The organism is Afipia sp. GW823-FHT06G09 (genome assembly GCF_058794875.1).
In genome coordinates, this window is sequence record NZ_JBXAHF010000001.1 from 252,950 (window position 1) to 272,065 (window position 19,116).

Annotated in this window: 20 protein-coding genes; 5 read left to right on the top strand and 15 right to left on the bottom strand. The window is 61.7% G+C overall.

Going from position 1 to position 19,116, the window contains the following annotated elements; all coding sequences use genetic code 11:
* The 10 genes from nusB to AC1Q67_RS01240 all read right to left on the bottom strand — a co-directional run bounded on the left by nusB (nt 1) and on the right by AC1Q67_RS01240 (nt 9,510).
* Entirely contained in the window at nt 1–507 is a 507-nt protein-coding gene (gene nusB, locus AC1Q67_RS01195) for a transcription antitermination factor NusB (RefSeq protein ID WP_492235490.1), read from the bottom strand.
* The gene (gene ribH, locus AC1Q67_RS01200; RefSeq protein ID WP_024575181.1) at nt 504–998 is read right to left on the bottom strand and encodes a 6,7-dimethyl-8-ribityllumazine synthase; all 495 of its coding nucleotides are present in this window, start codon (nt 996–998) and stop codon (nt 504–506) included. The genes nusB and ribH overlap by 4 nt, the downstream gene beginning before the upstream one ends.
* A gap of 111 nt (nt 999–1,109) precedes the next feature.
* Nucleotides 1,110–2,972 (bottom strand): acyl-CoA synthetase, encoded by a 1,863-nt coding sequence (locus tag AC1Q67_RS01205; RefSeq protein WP_492235489.1) that lies wholly within the window; start codon nt 2,970–2,972, stop codon nt 1,110–1,112.
* Between the two features lie 81 nt (nt 2,973–3,053).
* On the bottom strand, nt 3,054–3,725 hold the full coding sequence (locus tag AC1Q67_RS01210; protein ID WP_492235488.1) for a TetR/AcrR family transcriptional regulator: 672 nt from the start codon (nt 3,723–3,725) through the stop codon (nt 3,054–3,056).
* A gap of 25 nt (nt 3,726–3,750) precedes the next feature.
* The gene (locus AC1Q67_RS01215; protein WP_024575178.1) at nt 3,751–4,359 is read right to left on the bottom strand and encodes a riboflavin synthase; all 609 of its coding nucleotides are present in this window, start codon (nt 4,357–4,359) and stop codon (nt 3,751–3,753) included.
* A gap of 59 nt (nt 4,360–4,418) precedes the next feature.
* Nucleotides 4,419–5,522 (bottom strand): bifunctional diaminohydroxyphosphoribosylaminopyrimidine deaminase/5-amino-6-(5-phosphoribosylamino)uracil reductase RibD, encoded by a 1,104-nt coding sequence (gene ribD / locus AC1Q67_RS01220; protein ID WP_492235487.1) that lies wholly within the window; start codon nt 5,520–5,522, stop codon nt 4,419–4,421.
* Nucleotides 5,523–5,587: 65 nt separating this feature from the next.
* Nucleotides 5,588–6,073 (bottom strand): transcriptional regulator NrdR, encoded by a 486-nt coding sequence (nrdR, locus tag AC1Q67_RS01225; RefSeq protein WP_492235486.1) that lies wholly within the window; start codon nt 6,071–6,073, stop codon nt 5,588–5,590.
* Between the two features lie 12 nt (nt 6,074–6,085).
* On the bottom strand, nt 6,086–7,387 hold the full coding sequence (glyA, locus tag AC1Q67_RS01230; RefSeq protein WP_024575175.1) for a serine hydroxymethyltransferase: 1,302 nt from the start codon (nt 7,385–7,387) through the stop codon (nt 6,086–6,088).
* An 812-nt stretch (nt 7,388–8,199) separates the two neighbouring features.
* Complete coding sequence (gene ldtR, locus AC1Q67_RS01235; RefSeq protein WP_024575174.1) at nt 8,200–8,712, bottom strand: transcriptional regulator LdtR; 513 nt, start codon at nt 8,710–8,712, stop codon at nt 8,200–8,202.
* Nucleotides 8,713–9,012: 300 nt separating this feature from the next.
* Complete coding sequence (locus AC1Q67_RS01240) at nt 9,013–9,510, bottom strand: DUF6163 family protein (RefSeq protein WP_492235485.1); 498 nt, start codon at nt 9,508–9,510, stop codon at nt 9,013–9,015.
* A gap of 121 nt (nt 9,511–9,631) precedes the next feature.
* Between AC1Q67_RS01240 and hemB the strand changes: the two genes are divergently transcribed.
* From hemB to AC1Q67_RS01255, 3 genes are all read left to right on the top strand, one after another.
* The gene (hemB, locus tag AC1Q67_RS01245; protein ID WP_492235484.1) at nt 9,632–10,690 is read left to right on the top strand and encodes a porphobilinogen synthase; all 1,059 of its coding nucleotides are present in this window, start codon (nt 9,632–9,634) and stop codon (nt 10,688–10,690) included.
* A 122-nt stretch (nt 10,691–10,812) separates the two neighbouring features.
* Nucleotides 10,813–11,373, top strand: coding sequence for an RDD family protein (locus AC1Q67_RS01250; RefSeq protein WP_024575171.1), 561 nt, complete (start codon nt 10,813–10,815; stop codon nt 11,371–11,373).
* A 173-nt stretch (nt 11,374–11,546) separates the two neighbouring features.
* Nucleotides 11,547–12,323, top strand: a complete 777-nt coding sequence (locus AC1Q67_RS01255) for an arginyltransferase (protein WP_492235483.1) — start codon at nt 11,547–11,549, stop codon at nt 12,321–12,323.
* Nucleotides 12,324–12,367: 44 nt separating this feature from the next.
* Here the strand turns inward: AC1Q67_RS01255 and AC1Q67_RS01260 are convergent, their stop codons facing one another.
* Nucleotides 12,368–12,997: an FMN-dependent NADH-azoreductase gene (locus AC1Q67_RS01260; RefSeq protein WP_492235482.1), complete on the bottom strand. Its 630-nt coding sequence runs from the start codon at nt 12,995–12,997 to the stop codon at nt 12,368–12,370.
* A gap of 101 nt (nt 12,998–13,098) precedes the next feature.
* Between AC1Q67_RS01260 and AC1Q67_RS01265 the strand changes: the two genes are divergently transcribed.
* Nucleotides 13,099–13,497 (top strand): winged helix-turn-helix transcriptional regulator, encoded by a 399-nt coding sequence (locus AC1Q67_RS01265; protein WP_492235481.1) that lies wholly within the window; start codon nt 13,099–13,101, stop codon nt 13,495–13,497.
* A gap of 5 nt (nt 13,498–13,502) precedes the next feature.
* On the opposite strand, the gene AC1Q67_RS01270 is transcribed toward AC1Q67_RS01265, so the two are convergent.
* Complete coding sequence (locus AC1Q67_RS01270) at nt 13,503–14,873, bottom strand: Nramp family divalent metal transporter (RefSeq protein WP_029659666.1); 1,371 nt, start codon at nt 14,871–14,873, stop codon at nt 13,503–13,505.
* 133 nt (nt 14,874–15,006) lie between these two features.
* Here AC1Q67_RS01270 and AC1Q67_RS01275 point away from each other — a divergent pair, with 133 nt between their 5' ends.
* Nucleotides 15,007–15,408, top strand: coding sequence for a RidA family protein (locus AC1Q67_RS01275; protein WP_492235480.1), 402 nt, complete (start codon nt 15,007–15,009; stop codon nt 15,406–15,408).
* A 56-nt stretch (nt 15,409–15,464) separates the two neighbouring features.
* Here the strand turns inward: AC1Q67_RS01275 and AC1Q67_RS01280 are convergent, their stop codons facing one another.
* From AC1Q67_RS01280 to parC, 3 genes are all read right to left on the bottom strand, one after another.
* Entirely contained in the window at nt 15,465–15,992 is a 528-nt protein-coding gene (locus AC1Q67_RS01280) for a hypothetical protein (RefSeq protein ID WP_024578219.1), read from the bottom strand.
* 237 nt (nt 15,993–16,229) lie between these two features.
* Nucleotides 16,230–16,724 (bottom strand): tRNA (N6-threonylcarbamoyladenosine(37)-N6)-methyltransferase TrmO, encoded by a 495-nt coding sequence (gene tsaA / locus AC1Q67_RS01285; protein ID WP_492235479.1) that lies wholly within the window; start codon nt 16,722–16,724, stop codon nt 16,230–16,232.
* Nucleotides 16,725–16,827: 103 nt separating this feature from the next.
* Entirely contained in the window at nt 16,828–19,080 is a 2,253-nt protein-coding gene (gene parC, locus AC1Q67_RS01290; RefSeq protein ID WP_492235478.1) for a DNA topoisomerase IV subunit A, read from the bottom strand.
* Between the last annotated feature and the right edge of the window lie 36 nt (nt 19,081–19,116).

Sequence of the window (19,116 nt, forward strand, 5' to 3'; positions counted from 1 at the left end):
TCAGTGCCCCGTCCGCGTGAACTCGCCCGCGCGGAACTGCCGCGCGATCTGGTCGAGCACGGCGTTCACCATGCCGGTTTCGTCCCTGTCGACGAAAGCATGCGCGACGTCGACATATTCCGATACAACAACGCGCGCCGGAATATCCTTGCGATGTTCGAGTTCATACGCCCCCGCCCGCAGGGTCGCACGCAGGATTGCGTCGATGCGCTTGAGCGGCCAGCCGCTTTCGAGCGCCTTGTCGATCAGCGGATCGAGCTTGCTCTGATCGCGGACCACGCCGGACACCACGTCCTTGAAGAATGCCGCTTCGGCCGGCAGATAAGTATCGCCTTCGACCTCGTTGCCGAGCCAATGGCTTTCAAACTCGGCAAAGATATCACCGATGCCCGCGCCAGCGATGTCCATCTGGTACAGCGCCTGTACGGCCGCGAGACGTGCCGCGCCGCGCCGGTTGGCCTTTCGGTCCCCCGGTCCCTTATCGCTGGTTTTCCTGGCGTCGTTCATAGCGGTTTTGCCAAACGCTTCTTGATGCGCATCATGGTGAGCGCCGCGCGGGCCGCGTCGCCGCCCTTGTTCAGCTTGTCGGCGCGGGCACGTTCCCACGCCTGTTCCGTGGTGTTCACTGTGATGATGCCGTTGCCGAGCGGCAGGCTGCGCGCCACGGCGAGGTCCATCAGCGCGCGCGACGATTCCATCGACACGATCTCGAAGTGAATGGTGTCGCCGCGCACCACGCAGCCGAGCGCAATGGCGCCGTCGTACTGCCGGCCATTCTTCTTCGATGCGTCCATGGCAATCGCAATCGCCGCCGGGATTTCGAGCGCGCCCGGCACGCTGATGACGTCGTAGCCGACGCCTGCGGCCTCAAGCTCCTTGATCGCTCCCTGAAGCAGCGCTTCCTGGATATCGTCGTAAAAGCGGGCTTCGATGATGACGACGGTCGCGCCGCTGATATCGGTTTGGTCCTTGAGTTCTGCGCGCCGCGGTTCAGCCATCATTCCATCCAGTCTAAGGGGTTCCGTGTTTGCGCGTTTGTAGTCGCTGGGCGCTACAAAGCCAAGTACAACGGGCCCCTTTCAAAGCAGGGATGCAGCTCGGAAACCGTTTCAAACGGCCTGCGCGACCTTGTAGTCGAACAAATAGCCCTCCAGCGCCTTCTCAACCGCAGCCTGCTGGCCAGCCGTCGCACGAGGCAGCACCACCTTGACGTCGATGCCGCGTTTTCCGCCGGCGGCCACGTCGATCACCGCATCGGCCGTTCCCGCGGCTTCTGCAACCACCTGAGCAACCAGCCGCTGCACGGCATCGGTCCGCAACTGAGGCTTGAATATCTTGCCAACGCTGGTCACCGGAATGGCGTCGATGACGATGATCTGCTTCGGCCATGCCGGGCGTTCGGCAATCAGCGGCTCGGCGAATGCTTTCAGTTCATCGGGCGTCGCCTGCGCGCCCGGCTTGAGCGCCACGTAGCACACCGGCAGTTCGCCGGCATATTTGTCCGGCTGGCCGACCGCCGCAGCCAGCGCAACCGCGGGATGCGATTGCAGCGCATCCTCGATCAGAACCGGATCGATGTTGTGGCCACTGCGGATGATGAGATCCTTCGAGCGGCCCGCAATGAACAGGCGGCCCTCCTCGTCGGTGTACGCCAGATCGCCGCTGTCGAGATAGCCGTCGCGCAGTGCGCCGCTGTTCTGGCTCTGGTCCTTGTAACCCGGCGTAACGTTTGGACCGGAGACGGTCATCACACCGACCTCGTGCGGTGCGCAGGCCTCCCCGAGCGAACCGTCCGCAGCTAGTTTGCGGACAACGACCTTTGTGTACGGCAGGCGAATGCCGACCGAACCCAGCACGGGATCCGCCGATGCGGGATCGATGGACACGAGCCCGCCAGTCTCTGTCATGCCGAGAATTTCGTGGATCGCCGTCCCGGTCATCTTCTGGTACTGCACGGCGACGGCGCGCGGCAGCAGCGATGCACCCGAGATACTGTAACGCGCCGACGAAATGTCGGCATCGACCGGCACATTGAGCAACGCAGCCAGCGCCGTCGGCACGCCCCCGATCACGGTCGCGCGATAGCGCTCAACGATCTTCCAGAAATTCTTGATGATGACCGGGTTGCGCATCCCCGCCGGTGACAGGACAATGACATTCGCCCCCGCAATGAAGAACGACAAGCCGCAGGAAATCGTCGCGGCCACATGAAACAGCGGCAGCCCATTGGTGATGGCATCGGTCTCGCTCAGATCCTGCAACACAGCGCCGCCAAACGCCGCTGCAATCTGCATGCAATGGGTGTGGGTGACGAGCTTCGGCGAGCCGGTCGTGCCACCGGTGTGGAAATAGGCGGCAACGTCATCGCCGCTCCGCGCCTTCCCGAAGGTCAACACGTTGCCATCCTGCGCCTTCAGACCGGGCGCAAAGCCGAACACCCCCTCCGGCAACGGCGCGTCTGACAGCGAGACCTGCACCAGCTTGACGTCCGGCAGCAGCCTGCTGACCTCAACGGCCTTCTGCCAGATGTCGAGTTGCGGATGCGGCCCAAGCGCCACGAGAATTTTCGCGTCTGCTGCGCGAACGAGATCCGCGATGTTCTGCGGCTGAAGCAGGAAGTTGATCGGTACCGCATAGCCCTGCGCTTCTGCGCCCCACAGAGTGAAATGGGTTTCGACCAAACTCGGAAGAATGTAGGCGACCCCCGAGCCCGGCCCGCCGAGGCTCGCAAAGAAGTTCGCCGCGCGGGTGATGCCTTCGAACATCTGACGATATGTGACGATGCGCGGCGTCTCATCGTCGGCACCCGACATCAGCATGGTCAGCGCAGTGCGGTCAGGATGACGAGAGGCGCTCTTGGCGAAGACGTCGTAGACGCTGCGCGCGTCATAGCGCTGTTCGAGCGTTTTCTCAGTTTCGAACCGAAGGACATCCTTAAGCGTTGCGACCGGGTAATCGCTGAAAAGCGGCATGACGTTTCCCCTGTTGATTATTATCGGCCGATCGACCGCCGGCGCATTTCGCCGGGAAGCTATTTAATTAATTTAACAGCGTCAAGTTTTGCGAGCCCCGGCGCGTTCGCCGACGGCAACCCTGACAGGCTTCCGCGCGCCGGTTCGCGTGACTTCCGACAGGCCGGCGCCCCTGGCAATCAGGCGCATGGAGGCGAGATGCAGTTCATCCCGCTCGCTGACCGTCCGCAGCAGGCCGCTCATGTGCATCATGACGACCCCGTGCGCGGCGGAGAAGAAGGACTCGGCCAGTGTTCTAACATCGCCCTGGATATACCCGGCATCGACAAGCGCTTGCACATAGGTGGTCATGGTGGCGCGAAAGCGCGTCATCGTCGTAGGAAACTGCGGTGCAATCGCCTCCTCGAGATTCTCCGTGAAGAAGATCAGCCGATAGGTGTCAGGATGTTTCAGCGCAAAATCGAGAAAAGCCTGTCCGACCGCGCGCGCATTCTTGCGTGCATCCCTCGCCGGGTCGAACGCCGCTTCCAGGTGACCACAGAAGCGATCGAGGGCTGCGGCCCGCATCGCCACGAGGATTTCGTCCTTGTTGGCGAAGTAGCGGTAAGCCGCGGTCTGACTGTAGCCGAGCGCCTGGGCGATCTGGCGCATCGAAACGCCGGCGGCACCGTGCCTGGCAAACAGCTTCTCGGCCACACGAAGCAAGCGCTCCCGGAAAACCTCGACCTGCTGCTCGGTGAGTTGCTTACGCATGCCTATCCCGTTTACGGCACGAGTTCTATTTCATCTCGATCAACCGTGCGGCGTAACGCGCCATCAGATCGATTTCGAGATTGACTTCCGACCCCGCCCGCCAGTCGCTCAGCGTCGTCACCTGCAGCGTATGCGGAATGATGAGGACGGAAAATGTGTCGTCAACAGCGGTATTGACCGTCAGCGACGCACCATCGAGCACCACCGACCCCTTCGCCGCAATGAACTTTGCAAGATCGCGCGGCGCGCGCAGTTCGAACCTTGCCATGTCCGGCAGATCTTCGCGGGAGATGATGCTGGCGATGCCGTCGACATGCCCGGCAACGATGTGCCCGCCGAGTTCGTCGCCGATCTTGAGGGCACGTTCGAGATTGAGGCGCGTGCCCTTCGCCCACCCCTTTGCCGTTGTCAGGCGCAATGTCTCGGCGGCCGCATCGACATCGAACCACGTTCTGCCTTGATCGACACCGGACTGCACCACCGTCAGGCAAACGCCGTTGCAGGCGATCGATGCGCCATCAGCGATGGTGGTCTGGTCATAGCGGCATGCGATGCGCAGCCGATGCAATTGACCCTGCGCGGTCGGCGTGATGCTGGTGATTTCGCCAAGGTCAGTGATGATGCCGGTGAACATCTAGGTCTCTTCTTAATTGATCATGATCTGATCGGAAAACCGGTTTCCACTTTTCCGGATCATGATCGTTCATAGATCGTGAGAGTGTCTTTATCCAAGCCCTCGGTAGCACGCGCGCGCCAGTGAGGCGACTGGGTGATGGCGGACAATGGCTGTGTATCGAGCGCCGGAATACCATCCATGCCGATGGTCCCCTGCCCGCGCAGCAGCCAGACCTCATCGATCAACCCGGCGCTCAGGAATGACGAAGCCACCCGCGCGCCGCCTTCCACCATCAGCCGTGTGATCCCGCGCTCGGCCAGCGCATTCAAAACGGCCTTGAGATCGAGGCCGGGCGTTGTTTCATTTGCCACGGGCACGCGGATGACCTGCGCTCCGGCCGCGCCGAGTTTCATCGCTGCCGGAGCCTCGGACAGACTGGACGTCATGACCCACAGCGGCGTCTGCCGCGCGGAGTGCACAAGCTTGCTTGCCCCCGGCAATCGCAGCGCACGATCGAGCACCACACGCACGGGCGATTGCGCTTCCAGTCCCGGCAGGCGCACGGTGAGCAACGGATCGTCGGCAAGCACCGTGCCGATGCCGACAAGGATCGCATCGCTCTGCGCGCGCAACAGATGCACGCGCGCCTTGGCCGCTTCGCCGGTGATCGCGACCGGCCGATGGCCCGCCGCCGCGATCTTGTCGTCGGCGGACACGGCAAGCTTCAAAATGACAAACGGGCGCTTCTGGCCGACACGCAGAAAATGCCCGGCATGATCGCGTGCAGCTTCATCCTTGCAAAGGCCGACCTCCACCGCGATGCCCGCAGCGCGCAGCCGTGCATGGCCCTGCCCGCCGACTTCAGGATTTGGATCTTCGATGGCGGAAACGACCCGCGCGATACCCGCGGCAATGATCGCGTCCGCGCACGGCGGCGATTTCCCGAAATGCGAGCACGGCTCCAGCGTGACGTAGAGCGTCGCGCCGCGCGCCGCATCGCCCGCGCGCTTCAGCGCCTCCGGTTCGGCATGAGGCCGCCCGCCGGGCTGGGTCCAGCCGCGCCCGACGATGACGCCATCCTTGACGATGACCGCACCGACGGCAGGATTGGGCCACGTGCGGCCCTGCCCGCGCCGGCCAAGCGCCAGTGCAAGCTGCATGTAGCGAAAATCTTGAGACATTGGGTCAGAGGTATCCGGCACAGCGATCAAGCTAGCGGATTAGCGAACGCCGCGCCGTGAAAAAATCACTTTCGCACGATCGCCGGCCGCGGCGGTTCGTCCTCGCCCGACAGTTCGCCGAGCACGGCCTCGAAATCCTTGGCCTCGCGGAAATTGCGATAGACGGACGCGAAGCGGACATAGGCGACGTCGTCGAGCTGGCGCAGATGCTCCATCACGGTCTCGCCGATCACCTCCGACGAAATCTCCGACTCGCCGCCGCTCTCCAGCTCGCGGACGATGGCAGAGACCATTTTCTCCACGCGCTCGGGATCGACCGGGCGCTTGCGCAGGCTGATCTGGAGCGAGCGCACCAGCTTGTCGCGGTCGAACGGAACGCGGCGGCTGTTGCGCTTGATCACGGTGAGTTCGCGAAGCTGCACGCGCTCGAACGTGGTGAAGCGGAAGTTGCACGCCATGCAGACGCGCCGCCGCCGGATCACGGCCGAATCTTCCGTCGGCCGCGAATCCTTTACCTGCGTATCGAGACTGTTGCAGCTCGGGCAGCGCATTCCGCGTACCCCTTACTGATAGATCGGGAAGCGGCTGGTGAGTTCCTTCACCTTCTCCTTGACCGACGCTTCAACCAGAGGTGCCGAACCTTCGCCCGACTGGGCGACGGCATTGAGCACTTCCGAGATCAGCGCACCGACCTGCTTGAACTCCGCGACGCCGAAGCCGCGCGTGGTCGCAGCCGGGGTGCCGAGACGCAGGCCCGACGTGACGAACGGCTTTTCGGGGTCGAATGGAATGCCGTTCTTGTTGCAGGTCAGACCGGCGCGAACCAGCGCCTTCTCCGAGACGTTGCCTTTGAGGCCCTTCGGCCGCAGGTCGACCAGCATCAGGTGGTTGTCGGTGCCGCCGGAGACGATCTCGAAACCATTGGAGCGCAGCGTTTCCGCGAGCGCCTTGGCGTTCTCGACCACGTTCTTGGCATAGATCTTGAAGTCCGGCTGCAAGGCTTCCTTGAAGGCGACAGCCTTGGCCGCGATCACATGCATCAGCGGCCCGCCCTGCAATCCGGGGAAGATCGCCGAGTTGATCTTCTTGGCGATGACTTCATCGTTGCTCAGGATCAGACCACCACGCGGGCCACGCAGCGACTTGTGCGTCGTGGTCGTGGTGACGTGCGCATACGGCACCGGCGACGCATGGACACCGCCAGCGACGAGACCGGCGAAGTGCGCCATGTCGACCAGGAGATATGCGCCGACGCTATCGGCGATCTCGCGGAAACGCTTGAAGTCCCAGGCGCGCGAATAGGCCGAGCCGCCAGCGATAATCAGCTTCGGCTTGATCTCCTCGGCCTGCTTCGCAACGGCATCCATGTCGATGATCTGGTCTTCGCGGCGCACGGTGTAGTGCATCGGCTTGAACCACTTGCCGGACATGTTGACCGGCGCGCCGTGGGTCAGATGTCCGCCAGCGGCAAGGTCTAGACCCATAAAGGTGTCGCCCGGCTGCAGGAGCGCGAGAAACACAGCCTGGTTCATCTGGCTGCCGGAGTTCGGCTGCACGTTGGCGAAGTTCGCGCCGAACAGCTTCTTGGCGCGATCGATGGCGAGGTTTTCGGCAACGTCGACGAACTCGCAGCCGCCGTAATAGCGCGCGCCCGGATAGCCTTCGGCGTACTTGTTGGTCATCACCGAGCCCTGCGCCTCGAGAACGGCACGGCTGACGATGTTCTCGGAAGCGATCAACTCGATCTCATGCTGCTGACGACCGAGTTCACCCTTGATCGCGTTGGCGATCTCCGGATCGGCCTGCGCAAGCGAGGCCGTGAAAAACGAATCGGGAGCGGATGCAGTCTTGGCAGATGAGCTCATTGCAGAATGTCTCCACCGCCGCAGCTTTCAAGGTCGGCTACGGGCGGCCTGATTGGGAGCATTTTCTGACGAAAACCCGGATCTCGGGCTTTCCTGAAACTGCTCCGGTGTCATCTAAGGGCGGCAGGCGCGAGATACCATATCTGGCGGGGGTGGCCAAGTTCCAAGCCCGTGGGCCGCTATTTATGCGGGACAGCCCTGTTCTGCGTCGGCCCTGTGGGCCGCCACGCCAGCAGTCCCCACGCCAAACCGCTCCAGAGCGCGATTTCGGTGCCATCTGCCCCGCGCTGCGCCCAACGAGGGGCCATTTTGCCCACATTTCCAGCCTGGAACCCTCCGGGTTGGGCAACTTAATTTCCGCCGGAAGGGCCGGTATTTTGGAGAAACCCGCCCCTCTTGGGGACGCGGCTTACAGCCGCGCACAGAGGAACATCACGTTCAGCGAGCACGCGGCTAGCAGAACGAGCATCAACGCGACCTGCAGCCGGTCGCCGGCGAATTTGAGAATCGGCCTCATGATGGGAGGATGATGGAAAGACTCCGCGCAAGAGTCTCGAATCATATTTTTGGATTTGGCGGGCGAGGATTCAGGACTCGTTTACGAGTCGATTCTCTGAAAGCCAAACGCGAAAAGGCGCCCGAAGGCGCCTAGTCGCATATCCCACACCAGGGGAAACTCGTGCGGAATTCTTCCGCGTGCATCTTTCGCGCACTTCGGTAACAGCCGGAGGGCACCGGCGTAAAACTGCAAGGAAGAACGATGGGCCGCCGATCTTTTTAAATCAGCCGGCTGACCCGAATTTATGAAAGGCTCAGAGCCGATACAGGATCTGGTCGGTCCAGAAGCGCTCGAGGCGATGCAGCGACTTGTTCAGCGTCGCGAACTCGGCGTTCGAGATGCCACCCACCTGCTCCACCGTCTTGACGTGCTTCTGATACAACGCGTCGACGATGTGGCGGATTTCCTGGCCCTGCGCGGTCAGACGGATGCGAACCGAGCGGCGATCGACGCGCGAACGCTGATGATCGAGGAAGCCCATCTCGACGAGCTTCTTCAGATTGTACGAGACGTTCGAACCGAGATAGTAGCCGCGCGTGCGCAGTTCACCGGCGGTCAGTTCCTTGTCGCCGATGTTATAGAGCAGCAGCGCCTGCACCGAATTGATGTCGTTGCGGCCGCGGCGGTCGAATTCGTCCTTGATGACGTCGAGCAAACGGCGATGCAGGCGTTCAACAAGCGTGAGGGCTTCGAGATAAAGCGGCTGCACGGGTGCAGCGGCGTTGTCGCGTGCGGGCTCAATGGCCGTAGCGGCGGATTTGATCATGACACTTCCCCTGTTGTCGTTTTTACGACTTATTCGACGAAACTTTTGTCTCGCCTGATAGGTGCAAACTAAGGGAGGCGTTTGAAGATCAGCTTAAATAACAGCATAAAGAGATGGTTTATTTGAAACGGTGAATCGTATGTTACATCGATAAAACAAGGGCTTTTTGTTAGTTTTGATTCACCCAAAACGGCCGATGTTCACGCTTCGTCACGCATCCTGTCGCGTTCCGGAACACCGTTCGTTCGAATTTGAAAGATTCCGTCAAGCATCAAGGCGCGGGTGCCCTGCCGCGCCGCACTATGGCGGCCGTTCCCGCGCCGAAAACCACGCCAGGACGAGATAGGCCGCGAGCAGGATCAGGGAGACGAGAACCGCGAACAGGTTGCCACCATAGATCGTTGGAAACATCAGTTCGATCACCGCCGTCGAAACAATGGTCGTGAGCCACACCACGGCGCCCCATGGCGTCGCGAGCCACAGCCCCACCGCCGCGACGAGTTCAATCACCGCGAAATAAACCGTGGCGGTCTGCCACTGCGTGGTCTGCGCCTCGAACGCACTCTCCTCGCCTCCGATGAAGCCGGTGATCTGCGCCCAGTGATAAAGTCCCTTGATCATCGACAGCACGGCCATGACGCGCAGGAACAGTACGAGCCGGGTGGTCCATGTGCTTTCGCCGGTCTCAGCGTCCGGCGACGTCATCGCAGTAACCAGGTTGACCTGATCGCGCGGCACGTCGTCGTTGGCGCCTCGGGTCATGCGCGCAGCCATCGATTGCCGGGGGTCCTTGTTCATGACGCGTGTTTGGCGCTTTATGCCGGTAAAATCAATCCGCCGATGACGCTCCCGTGCGGTGACGGGCCGCCCGGCAGATGCTACATGTAGAATATCTTTTCTGCGCGGGAGTGGCATCAAGATGGCGATCAAATTCGGGCGTCCGATCGAATTGCGGGATACGCCGCATCGGGACACGGCTGCCGCCCCTTCCCTCGAACTGACCACACGCATGCGCCGCAACCGCAAGTCGGAATGGGCGCGGCGGCTGGTGCGTGAAAATGTACTCACCACCGACGATCTGATCTGGCCGCTGTTCGTGGTCGACGGCAGCAACCTGCGCGCGCCGATCGCTTCGATGCCGGGCGTCGATCGCCTGAGCGTGGACCAGTGCGTCAGGGACGCCGAGCGCGCGATGAAACTCGACATTCCCTGCATTGCGCTGTTTCCCTACACCGAGCCGTCGCTGCGCGACGAGACCGGCTCCGAAGCGCTGAACGCCAACAATCTGGTCTGCCAGTCGGTGCGCGCGATCAAGCGGGAGTTTCCCGATCTCGGCATCCTCTGCGACGTGGCGCTCGACCCGTTCACCAGCCACGGCCACGACGGGCTGTTGCAGGACGGCCGGATCCTGAACGACGAGACCGTCGCCATCTTGGTGCAACAGGCACTGGTCCAGGCGGAAGCCGGCTGTGACATCATCGCGCCATCGGACATGATGGACGGCCGAGTGGCTGCAATTCGCGCCGGTCTCGACCGCGCCGGTTTCGGCGATGTGCAGATCATGGCCTATGCAGCGAAATACGCGTCCGCATTCTACGGCCCGTTCCGCGACGCCATCGGCTCGGCGAAAACACTGACCGGCGACAAGCGCACGTATCAGATGGACTCGGCGAATTCCGACGAAGCGCTACGCGAAGTCGAACTCGATATCGCCGAAGGCGCCGACATGGTGATGGTCAAGCCCGGCATGCCCTATCTCGACATCGTCCGGCGCGTGAAGGACACCTTCGCCATGCCGACCTTCGCCTATCAGGTGTCGGGCGAATACGCGATGATCGCCGGCGCCATTAACAACGGCTGGCTCGACCGCGACCGGACGATCATGGAGAGTCTGATCGCGTTCAAGCGTGCCGGTGCCGATGGCGTTCTAACCTACTTTGCGCCGCAGGCGGCGGAAAAGCTGAAGGCCGGGCGCTGACCGTGCCGCAACCCGCCGGATAACTTTTTCTCCATGTGAGCCTAAGCCGCCTTGCGCCAGCCACAGGCCGGGGCCATGTGCGCAGCGGGCGGCCCGGGCAATGGCCGCTGAGGAGGGTTTCCATGTCTGACACGAGAAACACTGGCGGCACATCGGGTGCGACCTGGCGTAATAATCCATCCGCCAGCGCAAGTGCACAGCAGGCCTACGATCCGTGGTTGCAGCCCGAATTGTTTCGCGGCGTGCTGACCAAGCGTTCCTTTGCGTTTCTGATCGACCTCGTGATCCTGTCGATACCGATCATCCTCGCAGTCATCTTTGTGACTCTGTTCGGCATCGTGACACTGGGCCTTGGCTGGTTTCTGTTCTGGCTGATCTCGCCGTTCTCGGTGATCTGGGCGCTGCTCTATTACGGCATGTCGCTCGGCGGCCCGAATGGCGCCACCGTGGGCATGCGCATGATGGACATCGAGATGCGGACCTGGACCGGCGAGAAACCCTACTTCATCCTCGGTGCGGTTCACGCCGTCCTTTATTGGGTATCGGTCTCGTTCCTGAGCCCGCTGGTCCTGCTGGTGGGACTGTTCAACGGCCGCCGCCGGCTGCTGCATGATATCGTGCTCGGCACGGTCTTCATCAACAGCAACGTCCGCGCGCCTGTCGTCCCGACGACTCAGGTCTGAGCAACAACTGTCCCGGGGCAGATCACATCCATGTGGCCTGCCCCGAACTGTGCATAATGCGGTCTAAAAGCCGCGTCATACCAGCCTTAGCGCGTTCAAATTAGTTGACCCCCGGGCCTCCACGGCGCGATGCTATGGAGGGAATCGCGCAGACCGGAGACACACGGCCACACGTGACACAACACTCGCGCAATACGCCGCAGTTTTATCTGACGGCGCCCTCACCCTGCCCCTACCTGGAGGGCAAGCAGGAACGCAAAGTGTTCACGCATCTCGTCGGCGACAAGGCTGGCGAGTTGAACGATCTCCTCACCCACGGCGGGTTCCGCCGCAGCCAGTCCATCGCCTACCGTCCGGCATGCGACCAGTGCCGCGCCTGTGTGTCGGTGCGGGTCATCGCCAACGAATTCCGCCCGTCGCGCAATTTTCGTAAAGTTCAGGCACGCAATGCTGACATCATCAGCGAACTTCGCACGGCGGTGCCGACCTCCGAACAGTATTCCGTGTTCCGCGCATATCTCGACGCCCGCCATCGCGACGGCGGCATGGCGGACATGACCGTGCTCGACTACGCAATGATGGTGGAAGACAGTCATGTCTCCACCCGCATCATCGAATACCGCCGTCGCACCGCCGACAGCGGCATTACCGGCAAGGGCGGCGACCTGATTGCCGTAGCGCTGACCGATATCCTCAGTGACGGATTGTCGATGGTCTATTCGTTCTTCGAGCCCGGTGAGGAAAGCCGCTCGATGGGCACGTACATGATCCTCGACCACATCGCCCGCGCCCGGCGGCTCGGTCTTCCTTATGTCTATCTCGGCTACTGGATCGAAGGGTCGCGGAAGATGGACTACAAGGCCCGCTTCCTGCCGCAGCAGCGGTTGGCCCCCAGCGGCTGGCTTCGCGTCGATGCCATCGGCTCGCAGGCACTCGAGCCACAGGACTAGTCATCGTCATGCCCGGCATGATGCCGAGCATGACGGGGGACCGCTCAAGCAGCCCGCTGCCCCGATACAGCAGGCAACGCGCCGGCCGCCGCAAGCGCGCCCACAAGCGCCTTCTCGCGCTGATCGGGACCGACCTGAACGCCGTCCGCAGCGATGATTTCAAGGTCCTTGACGCCGATGAAGCCGAATACCCAGCGCAGGTACGTTTCGAGGTGTTCGCCCGCCGCAGCCGGCGTATCGGCACCATAGAAGCCGCCACGCGAGATGGTCACGATCACGCGCTTGTTGCCCGCAAGCCCCTCAACACCCTTCTCCGAATACTTGAAGGTCTTTCCGGCAACGAGGATGCGATCGATCCAGGCCTTGAGCTGGCTCGGAATGGTGAAGTTGTACATCGGTGCTCCGACCACAACGATGTCGGCGGCGAGAAATTCGTCGAGCGCAGCAGCGCTTGCCGCGATGTCCTCACGCACCGCAGGTGTTTCCGGTGTCGCGCCGTGAGCCGCTGCGAGATGCTCGCCAGTCAGGTGTGACAGCGGGGTCGCGCTGATATCGCGATACGTCACGTCGAGGTCCGGAGTGGTCTTGCGCAGACGCTCGACGGCCGCTGCCGAGAGCTGCCGCGAGACTGAGTTGCCGCCAAGGATGCTGGCGTCGATATGGAGCAGTTTCATAGGTTCCCCTTTAGCTCTAGTATCAGATTGATACCTGGACACTAATGGTGACCCCTGCTAAACACCGCAAGACGGCACATTTTTTGAACTTGAGCACATCCATGCAACCCGCACACACCGATGTAACCGCCCCGCTCGCACGGCATCTACCCGGCGACTGCCAGGCCGTCGGGTCTATTCTCTCGCGCATCGGGGACAAATGGAGCGTGCTGGTCATCATGCTGCTCGGCGACGGCCCGCGCCGGTTCAACGAGATCAAGCGCATGGTGGGCGGCATCTCGCAGCGGATGCTGACGCTGACGCTTCGGGGCCTCGAACGCGACGGCCTCGTCACGCGAACGATCTACCCGACCATCCCGCCGCGGGTCGACTACGAACTGACCGAACTTGGTCATTCGCTCAAGGCGCCCGTGCAGCACCTGGGCTCATGGGCGTTCGATCACCTGCCGCAGATCCAATCCGCGCGCGAACGCTTCGACCAGAATTCAAAAGACAAGTAAGCGCGTTAGCCGATCACGAAATCGATCAGCAGCTTCACATTGAGCGTGATCACGACCGCCGCAATGATCGCCGCGATGAACGACAGCCATCGCGGAGCGACGAACGTCCCCATCTTCGCCTTGCTCGCCGTGAACATCACCAGCGGTACAATGGCGAACGGCAATTGCAGGCTCAGCACGACCTGACTGAGAATAAGCAGCTGTGCGGTGCCCTTTTCGCCGTACCAGATCGTCACGATCGCCGCCGGCACGATGGCAATCGCGCGCGTCACCAGACGCCGCATCCACGGCGCAATCTTGATGTTGATGAATCCTTCCATCACGATCTGGCCGGACAACGTCGCCGTTACCGTCGAATTTAATCCGCAACAGAGCAGCGCGATGCCGAACAGCGTCGGCGCCAGCGTTGAGCCCAGCAGCGGCGACAGGAACGCGTGTGCCTGATCGAGTTCGGCGACGTCGGTCTTGCCAGCCTTGTGGAAGGTTGCCGCCGCGAGAATGAGGATCGACGCGTTGATCAGCAGCGCAAGACAAAGCGCGATGGTGGAATCGATGGTCGCGAGCGTAATCGCTTCCTTCTTTTCCGGCACGGTGTCCCCATAGCCACGCGTCTGCACCAGACCGGAATGCAGGTAGAGATTGTGCGGCATCACCGTCGCACCGAGGATGCCGAGTGCGAGATAAAGCATGTCGCGATTGGCGACGATGTCGACCGTCGGCGCGAAGCCACGGATCACCTGGCCCCAGTCGGGATCGGCCATCGCAATCTGCACCGCGAAGCATGCCGCGATAACGCCGAGCAGCGCCACCACGAACGCCTCAATCCAGCGGAAGCCGATCGCCTGCAACGCCAGAATGAGGAACACGTCGGCCGCCGTAATCAACACGCCGATCTCGAGCGGAATGCCGAACAGCAGATTGAGACCGATGGCGGTGCCGATGATCTCCGCAAGATCGGTCGCGCTGATGGCGATCTCCGCAAGCAACCACAGGGGCCAGGACACCCACTTTGGATAGGCGTCGCGGCAAGCCTGCGCGAGGTCACGACCCGAGCCGACGCCGAGCCGCGCGCACAGCGCCTGCAGTACGATGGCCATGATGTTGGAAATCAGCGCGACGGCGAGCAGTGCGTAACCAAACTTGGAACCGCCCGCGAGCGAAGTCGCCCAGTTGCCGGGGTCCATATAGCCGACGGCAACGAGATAGCCAGGCCCAAGGAAAGCCGCGAGTTTGCGCCAAAACGAGCTGCCTTTGACGACGCGGATGGAACCGAACATGTCCGCAAGCGACGGCTCGCCACGCGCCGTACGCCACCCCCCCGGCACAGGCGGGTTGGCGGCCTGGTCAGGCGGCATTGACGGAGATCGTGCGTCCATACCGCCAATATGCACAGCGGCACCCCCAGTTGCAAGTGATTTGCAACAGCAAATCTTGACCCAGCACGAAATGACATCCGGGCATCAATCCTGTCCTGTAAGAAGGTGCGCAAGAAAATGGAGGCAACGACCCATGGCAAAACTCGAACACCTGCACCCGACAGGACTTTTCCAGAACCCGGCCTATTCTCAGGTCGTCGTGGCGTCAGGGGCGCGCACGATCTACATCTCCGGTCAGGTCGCGCTTGATGAACACGGCGCGCTTGTCGGTGCCGGAGATCTTTCCACGCAGACAACGCAGGTGATGAAGAACATCGGCCTCGCCCTCGCCGCGGCCAATGCGGCGTTCTCGGATGTGGTGAAAATCACGACCTATGTCGTCAACTACCGGCCCGAACACCGCGCAATCATCGCAAAGGCGCGAACGCCGTTTTTCGCGAACATGCCGCCGCCGGCCAGCACACTTGTCGGCGTGTCGGCTCTTGCCGCGCCGGAATGGCTGATCGAGATCGAGGCCATCGCCGTCACCGGCTAGGACACCACAACATCCACAGCGCGCGGTCGAGACAGTCCCGTCCGCGCACTTGCACCTTATCGTCTGCCGCGCTCAAGACGCTCGGACGCTGCTGCGGCTTCATCCGCGGATGCTCTGATGGCCCCCATGTTGCCGATAGCCGCGGCAGTCAGAGCAGGACGAACCCGCCCCATATCAAACGGACGGCGCTCGAGCGCCGAGGCAATCCGCTCGTTTATCGCAACGAGGTACAGATTTTTGAGCGCAGGGTTGTCAGTCGGCTTCTTCTCTGTCTTGCCGGCAGGAGCGCTCGTCTCCTTTAGTTCCCCGCTCACGCGGGTCGATCCCTGACTCTCTTGCTTCAAGGACGCAACATACCGGACGACTTCCTTGCCATCCTTACGGGCAATCAAGACGACCTCCGAATTGACCGCACCGTTGATGTACCAATCCGGAGTCATGTTGCCGAAAAGATAGGGCGGGAATTTAGTCGCGACGAGGATGCGACGCGCTTCTTCAACCGGGACTTGATACACGGTGCCGCCGTTCGTGCACGCGGTTAACAGGGTGACAAATGCAATGGCAATGAAGTGTCTGTACTTCATGGTCAAAATCCTTTGATAAGTATGGACGGCGCGTCTTCTCGCAGGCCGCATTTGCCGCGCCTCCCGTAACGGAAAGCCTCGAAGAATTAAGACCGGGTGTAGGCGCGGTTTGAGCGCGTGCGCATCGCGGCGCGATGGTGAAGAGACTCACAAACGATCGATATAAATTTATCGATATCCACCGAGCACCTTGATGGCTTTTGCCGTTCGGACGGTTGCCTCACGTCCGCTGTCGCCTCAACCGCCGGCCTCAAAATCGCCCGGCTGCGGCGGAGCGATGGGCGTGAACTGGCAGCGATCCGGCTTGAGATCGACCAGCGGCGTGCCGTCGAGACAGTCAAGTCCGCGAACCAAAACCATGTTGCCTTCGATACCGACGAGCCTGGCGACGGACGTGCCGAGCGGATTGGGACGCACCGGCGACCGCAGCGAGAACGTGCCGTGTGTGTTGGTATCGCTTGCTGGACTCTGCAGGATCAGATCGCGGCGCGACTGATGCAGCCAGTAGATCACTTCCACCTGAGTGAACCGGTCGAGCCCTTTGAGCGCAGGCACCCACGGCTCGAAAATCTCGATCCGGCATACCGGGCCATCGTGACGGCCCTGCCGCGGCGTCTTCAACCTATCGATCCAGGGCGTGTGAATGCGGCCAATAAAAACAAGACCGGCGTCGGTCGGCGGCGGTGGATCGACGGCAACTTCGCCATCGCGGATTTCATTGTAGCGGACCATTTGCTCACCGGCTCATTGGACGTGGCCGGTAATGTAGCTTCGCCGCCAAAGGGAGCAAGCCGCGATCACTAAAGCGCCGGCGTGACTGGCCGGCGCTTTAACCTCAGTCGATCACCTTGCCGAACTTGTTCGACTTCGGGAAACCATTGGCGAGGCGACCCGCGTCCGCACGGTTGCCGCGCCAGTCCGTGAGATCCTTCCAGGACATGCTCTGCTCGCGGCCGGCGGTATCCTTCCACGTCATGCCGTCCTTCGCAGTGAACGTCATGATGTCGGAAAGCCCTTTCTCCTTGTAGCGCTGCAGACGCACGCCGCGGCCACGCGCCATTTCCGGCACCTGCTCCAGCGGGAAGACCACCATCTTGTGGTTCTGTCCGATCACGGCAACCGTATCGCCCGCTACCGTGGCGATGGCGGCAGCCCGGTTCGGCGCGGAGACATTGAGAATCTGCTTGCCCTTGCGGGTGTTGGCGACGCAATCGTCCTCGTTGACCACAAAGCCCTGCCCGTCGCTGCTTGCCACGAGGAACTTCCGGCCGCTCTTCTGCACGAACATCGAAATGATGTCGGCGTCGCCTTCCATGTCGATGGTCATGCGGATCGGATCGCCGTGGCCGCGCCCGCCCGGCAATTTCTGCGCGTCGAGCGTGTAGAAGCGGCCATTGCTGGCAAACAGCGTCAGCTTCGACGTGCTTTCCGCGAAGAACGCAAAGCCCAGACTGTCGTCGGTCTTGAATGCGAGGTTCGACAGGTCCTCGACATGGCCCTTCAGCGTTCGGACCCAGCCCTTGTCGGACACGACCACCGTGATCGGCTCGCGCTCAATCAGCGCTTCCTCGATAGCGGCGAGATCATGCTCCGGCGCATCAGCAAACTGTGTGCGGCGCTTGCCGAGCGGCGTCTTGGGTCCGAAGGTGTCGCGCACCTTCTTGACGCCTTCGGCGACCTTCTTCCACTGCTCTTCCTCGGAAGCCAGAACGCCCTTGATGCCCTTCAACTCGTTGCGAAGATCCTTGTCCTCGCCTCGGATTTCCATTTCCTCAAGCTTGCGCAAGTTGCGCAGACGCATGTTGAGAATGGAGTCGGCCTGAAGATCGGTGAGCTTGAAGGTCTTGATCAGCACCGGCTTCGGTTCGTCCTCGGTGCGGATGATCTTGATCACCTTGTCGAGGTTCAGATAGGCGATCAGGTAACCGCCGAGAACTTCGAGGCGATGTTCGATCTGGTTCTTGCGGTAATTCGAACGACGGATCAGAACATCGCGCAGATGGTCGAGCCATTCGCGCAGACATTCAGCGAGGCCGAGCACCTTCGGGATACGGCCCTTCACCAGCACGTTGAGGTTCAGCGGAATCTTGCTTTCAAGCTCGGTCTGCTTGAACAGCGTTTCCATCAGCACTTCAGGATCGACGTTACGCGACTTCGGCTCGATGACGATGCGCACGTCTTCCGCCGACTCGTCGCGAATGTCGCCGACCAGCAGCAGTTTCTTTTCGTTCAGCAGTTCGGCGATACGTTCGATCAGCCGCGACTTCTGCACCAGCCACGGAATTTCGGTAACGACGATGTTCCAGGTGCCGCGCGCGCCCTCTTCCTGGGCCCACTTCGCGCGCACGCGGAACGAACCGCGCCCGGTCGTATAGGCTTCGGCAATGCTTTCGTGGGAATCGACCACGATGCCGCCGGTCGGGAAATCCGGGCCCTTCACATATTTCAGAAGGCCGCGCGATTTGGTGTTCGGCTTGTCGATCAGATGCAGCGCAGCGTCACAGAGTTCCGCTGCGTTGTGCGGCGGGATCGAGGTCGCCATGCCGACCGCGATGCCCTGCGCGCCGTTGGCGAGAAGATTTGGAAACGCGCCCGGCAGCACGAACGGCTCTTTCGATTGGCCGTCGTAGTTGGGGCGGAATTCGACCGCGTCCTCATCGATGCCTTCGAGCAGCAGCCGCGCGACTTCCGTCATGCGCGCTTCGGTGTAGCGATAGGCGGCCGGATTATCGCCGTCGATGTTGCCGAAGTTGCCCTGCCCGTCGACCAGCGGATAACGCGACGAGAAATCCTGCGCGAGGCGCACCAGCGCGTCGTAGATCGACTGGTCGCCGTGCGGATGGAACGAGCCCATCACGTCGCCGACGATCTTGGCGGATTTCTTGAACGGTGTGCCGGGGTCGAGCCTCAGCAGCCGCATGCCGTACAGGATGCGGCGATGAACCGGCTTCAGGCCGTCGCGTGCGTCCGGCAGCGCACGATGCATGATGGTCGAGAGCGCATAGGCGAGATAGCGCTCTTCGAGCGCCTCGCGGAGTGCGACCTCCTGAACATCCATTGGCTCCGGTGGAATCAGTCTTTTGCCCATGGCAAGGGGTTAACGTCCCCGGGCAAATTGAACAAC

Coding starts and splice junctions, on each gene's coding strand:
- tsaA (WP_492235479.1), bottom strand. CDS start 16,724: ATGGTCCGCTACAATGAAATCCGCGATGGCGAAGTTGCCGTCGATCCA.
- nusB (WP_492235490.1), bottom strand. CDS start 507: ATGAACGACGCCAGGAAAACCAGCGATAAGGGACCGGGGGACCGAAAG.
- glyA (WP_024575175.1), bottom strand. CDS start 7,387: ATGAGCTCATCTGCCAAGACTGCATCCGCTCCCGATTCGTTTTTCACG.
- AC1Q67_RS01270 (WP_029659666.1), bottom strand. CDS start 14,873: ATGGACGCACGATCTCCGTCAATGCCGCCTGACCAGGCCGCCAACCCG.
- AC1Q67_RS01250 (WP_024575171.1), top strand. CDS start 10,813: ATGTCTGACACGAGAAACACTGGCGGCACATCGGGTGCGACCTGGCGT.
- AC1Q67_RS01240 (WP_492235485.1), bottom strand. CDS start 9,510: ATGAACAAGGACCCCCGGCAATCGATGGCTGCGCGCATGACCCGAGGC.
- AC1Q67_RS01260 (WP_492235482.1), bottom strand. CDS start 12,997: ATGAAACTGCTCCATATCGACGCCAGCATCCTTGGCGGCAACTCAGTC.
- AC1Q67_RS01275 (WP_492235480.1), top strand. CDS start 15,007: ATGGCAAAACTCGAACACCTGCACCCGACAGGACTTTTCCAGAACCCG.
- nrdR (WP_492235486.1), bottom strand. CDS start 6,073: ATGCGCTGCCCGAGCTGCAACAGTCTCGATACGCAGGTAAAGGATTCG.
- AC1Q67_RS01265 (WP_492235481.1), top strand. CDS start 13,099: ATGCAACCCGCACACACCGATGTAACCGCCCCGCTCGCACGGCATCTA.
- parC (WP_492235478.1), bottom strand. CDS start 19,080: ATGGGCAAAAGACTGATTCCACCGGAGCCAATGGATGTTCAGGAGGTC.
- AC1Q67_RS01205 (WP_492235489.1), bottom strand. CDS start 2,972: ATGCCGCTTTTCAGCGATTACCCGGTCGCAACGCTTAAGGATGTCCTT.
- AC1Q67_RS01280 (WP_024578219.1), bottom strand. CDS start 15,992: ATGAAGTACAGACACTTCATTGCCATTGCATTTGTCACCCTGTTAACC.
- AC1Q67_RS01215 (WP_024575178.1), bottom strand. CDS start 4,359: ATGTTCACCGGCATCATCACTGACCTTGGCGAAATCACCAGCATCACG.
- ldtR (WP_024575174.1), bottom strand. CDS start 8,712: ATGATCAAATCCGCCGCTACGGCCATTGAGCCCGCACGCGACAACGCC.
- ribD (WP_492235487.1), bottom strand. CDS start 5,522: ATGTCTCAAGATTTTCGCTACATGCAGCTTGCACTGGCGCTTGGCCGG.
- ribH (WP_024575181.1), bottom strand. CDS start 998: ATGGCTGAACCGCGGCGCGCAGAACTCAAGGACCAAACCGATATCAGC.
- AC1Q67_RS01210 (WP_492235488.1), bottom strand. CDS start 3,725: ATGCGTAAGCAACTCACCGAGCAGCAGGTCGAGGTTTTCCGGGAGCGC.
- hemB (WP_492235484.1), top strand. CDS start 9,632: ATGGCGATCAAATTCGGGCGTCCGATCGAATTGCGGGATACGCCGCAT.